Here is a 3,799-nt window from a genome sequence, read left to right as displayed (position 1 = left end):
GGCCGGGCGCCGCCCCCGGGCGGCGCCCGCCCGCCGGCGGCGCGCCCGCCCGCGGCGGGCGCCCCCCCCCCCCCCCCCCCCCGCCCCCCCCCCCCCCCCCCCCCCCCCCCCCCCCCCCCCCCCCCCACTACCGCAATCCGGAGGTTTGGGGTATGTCGTAGAAAGTATGTATAATTCGTGCATACTTCATTGGAGGTCCCATGGAAGCCACCGTAGCTGAACGCGGGCAGATCACCCTGCCCAAGGCGGTTCGTGACGCGCTGGGCCTGACCAAGGGCACCCAGCTCAAGGTTGAACTGGACGGCAGCCGCATCATCCTGCGCAAAAGCGTGGACGATGCCATTTCCCGCGCGCGCGGCAAGTTCGCGCTGGATGGTTTCGACTCGGCCGAGCAGGCCGTGCGCACCGTCCGTGACGAGGCCGACCCGGCATGATCGCCGTCGACTCCCCGGTCCTGATCGAACTGCTCAGCGACGGCCCGCGCGCCGACGCGGTGGAAGCCTGCCTGCGGCAGGCGCTGGTCGGTGGGCGGGTGGTCATCTGCGGCACCACGCTGGCCGAGATCTGCGCCTCGCTGCGCGGCGGTGCCGAGGTGCAGGAAGCGCTGGAGGAAATGGGCGTCCATTTCAGCCCGCTGGAAGCCAAATCCGCGCTGCGGGCCGGTGAGATGCACCGCCGCCACCGGCAGCGCAGCGGCGACACCCGCCGCATCGACGATTTCATGGTGGGTGCCCACGCACTGCTGCAGTGCGACGGGTTGATCACCTGGAACGACACGTTTTATCGCGACTACTTCAAGGGCCTGAAGCTGATCGTGCCGCAAGCCTGAGCCCATCCATTCTTTAACCGTTACACCCGGGAGTTGTCATGTTGGAAGCCTACCGCCACCACGTAGCCGAGCGCGCCGCGCTTGGCATCCCGCCGTTGCCGCTGACTGCACAGCAGACGGCCGACGTCATCGAGCTGCTGAAGAACCCGCCGGCTGGCGAAGCCGAGTTCCTGCTCGACCTGATCACCAACCGCGTGCCGGCCGGTGTCGATGACGCCGCCAAGGTCAAGGCCTCGTACCTGGCCGCCATTGCCTTTGGCACCGAAAAGAACGCGCTGATCAGCCGTGCGCGCGCCACCGAACTGCTGGGCACCATGCTCGGCGGTTACAACGTCGCGCCACTGATCCAGCTGCTGGATGACGCCGAAGTCGGCGCCATCGCCGCCAATGGCCTGAAGCACACCCTGCTGGTGTTCGATGCCTTCCACGACGTGCAGGAAAAGGCCAAGGCCGGCAATGCCCATGCACAGGGCGTGCTGCAGAGCTGGGCCGATGCCGAGTGGTTCACCAGCAAGCCGGAAGTGCCGCAGAGCCTGACCATCACCGTGTTCAAGGTGCCGGGCGAAACCAATACCGACGATCTGTCGCCGGCCCCGGACGCCACCACCCGCCCGGACATCCCGATGCACGCCTTGGCGATGCTGAAGAACAAGCGTCCGGACGCACCGTTCGTGCCGGAAGAAGACGGCAAGCGCGGCCCGATCCAGGAAATCCTGTCGCTGAAGGAAAAGGGTCACCTGGTTGCCTACGTCGGCGACGTGGTCGGCACCGGCTCCAGCCGCAAGTCCGCCACCAACTCGGTGCTGTGGTTCACCGGCGAAGACATTCCCTTCATCCCGAACAAGCGTTTCGGCGGCGTGTGCCTGGGTTCCAAGATCGCGCCGATCTTCTACAACACCATGGAAGACGCCGGCGCACTGCCGATTGAGTTGGATGTGTCGAAGATGGAGCACGGCGATGTCGTCGAGCTGCGTCCGTACGACGGCAAGGCACTGAAGAACGGTGAAGTCATCGCCGAATTCCAGGTCAAGAGCGACGTGCTGTTTGACGAAGTGCGCGCCGGTGGCCGCATTCCGCTGATCATCGGCCGTGGCCTGACCGCCAAGGCGCGTGAAGCGCTGGGCCTGCCGGTCACCGACCTGTTCCGTTTGCCGGTGCAGCCGGCCGACACCGGCAAGGGTTACTCGCTGGCGCAGAAGATGGTTGGCCGCGCCTGTGGCCTGCCGGAAGGCAAGGGCATGCGCCCGGGCACCTACTGCGAACCGAAGATGACCTCGGTGGGCTCGCAGGACACCACTGGCCCGATGACCCGCGACGAGCTGAAGGACCTGGCCTGCCTGGGCTTCTCGTCCGACCTGGTGATGCAGTCGTTCTGCCACACCGCGGCCTACCCGAAGCCGGTGGACGTGAAGACCCACCACACCCTGCCGGAGTTCATCTCCACCCGTGGCGGCGTCTCGTTGCGTCCGGGCGATGGCGTGATCCACAGCTGGCTCAACCGCATGCTGCTGCCGGACACCGTCGGCACCGGCGGTGACTCGCACACCCGTTTCCCGGTCGGCATTTCGTTTCCGGCTGGTTCCGGCCTGGTGGCCTTCGCTGCGGCCACCGGCGTCATGCCGCTGGACATGCCGGAGTCGGTGCTGGTGCGCTTCAAGGGCAAGATGCAGCCGGGCGTGACCCTGCGTGACCTGGTCAACGCCATCCCGCTGTACGCGATCAAGGCCGGTCTGCTGACCGTGGCCAAGGCGGGCAAGAAGAACATCTTCTCCGGCCGCATCCTGGAAATCGAAGGTCTGCCGGACCTGAAGGTGGAGCAGGCGTTTGAGCTGTCCGACGCCTCGGCCGAGCGTTCGGCCGCTGGTTGCTCGGTGCACCTGAACAAGGAGCCGATCATCGAGTACCTCAACAGCAACATCACGCTGCTGAAGTGGATGATCGCCGAAGGCTACGCAGACGCCCGTTCGCTGGCCCGTCGCGTTGAGAAGATGGAAGCCTGGTTGGCCGACCCGCAGCTGCTGGAGCCGGATGCCGACGCCGAGTACGCCGCGGTCATCGAAATCGACCTGGCCGACATCCACGAGCCGATCGTGGCCTGCCCGAACGACCCGGACGACGTGAAGACGCTGTCTGAAGTTGCCGGTGCCAAGATCGACGAAGTGTTCATCGGTTCGTGCATGACCAACATCGGTCACTTCCGCGCCGCCGCCAAGCTGCTGGAAGGCAAGCGCGACATCCCGACCCGTCTGTGGGTGGCACCGCCGACCAAGATGGACGCCTCCGAGCTGACCAAGGAGGGCGTGTACGGCACCTTCGGTTCTGCAGGTGCACGCATGGAAATGCCGGGCTGCTCGCTGTGCATGGGCAACCAGGCGCAGATCCGCGAAGGCTCCACCGCGATGTCGACCTCGACCCGCAACTTCCCGAACCGCCTGGGCCGCAACACCAACGTGTACCTGGGTTCGGCCGAGCTGGCCGCGATCTGCTCGCGTCTGGGCCGCATCCCGACCAAGGAAGAGTACATGGCCGACGTCGGCGTGCTGGATGCCGCCGGTAGCGAGATCTACCGCTACATGAACTTCGACCAGATTGCCGACTACAAGGACGTGGCCGATTCGGTCAACGCCTGAATCTGATCTGCGGTAAGTGTTGAAAGAAAAACCCCCGGCGAAAGCCGGGGGTTTTTGTTGCGCGTGATGGCGTGGGAACAGTTGGGTACGTAACGTATTTCTGTAGGAGCGGCTTCAGCCGCGAAGCTGGCTGTGCATGAAGATTGCAAGCCTTCTGCAATTGTCTGCAGTTCGGCTTGCCGTTGCATCACGTGCCTCGCGACCAAGGTCGCTCCTACTGGTGTGCTTTTGTAGGAGTCAACTGTCTTGCACAGTCTCCATAGAGCCGACCCGCCAAGGCGCGTTGTCACGCTTCATCGCGTTGAGCCGGGTCAGGTATTTGCGCATGCAGGCGGTAACG

The 3,799-nt window shown here is 65.2% G+C and carries 3 protein-coding genes; all 3 read left to right on the top strand.

The features are described from left to right. Positions 1-200: 200 nt before the first annotated feature. From ACVOLO_RS17985 to acnB, 3 genes are read left to right on the top strand one after another with little or no spacing between them, the layout of a single operon-like run. Positions 201-434: an AbrB/MazE/SpoVT family DNA-binding domain-containing protein gene (locus tag ACVOLO_RS17985; protein ID WP_273081821.1), complete on the top strand. Its 234-nt coding sequence runs from the start codon at positions 201-203 to the stop codon at positions 432-434. Beyond that, positions 431-829, top strand: a complete 399-nt coding sequence (locus ACVOLO_RS17980; RefSeq protein WP_481571690.1) for a type II toxin-antitoxin system VapC family toxin — start codon at positions 431-433, stop codon at positions 827-829. Before ACVOLO_RS17985 ends, ACVOLO_RS17980 begins: the two co-directional genes overlap by 4 nt. A 38-nt stretch (positions 830-867) precedes the next feature. Further along, positions 868-3,459: a bifunctional aconitate hydratase 2/2-methylisocitrate dehydratase gene (acnB, locus tag ACVOLO_RS17975; RefSeq protein WP_481571689.1), complete on the top strand. Its 2,592-nt coding sequence runs from the start codon at positions 868-870 to the stop codon at positions 3,457-3,459. Positions 3,460-3,799 lie beyond the last annotated feature (340 nt).

It is taken from the genome of Stenotrophomonas sp. STEN056 (genome assembly GCF_056759635.1).
This window is presented reverse-complemented; position numbering and strand designations above follow the sequence as displayed.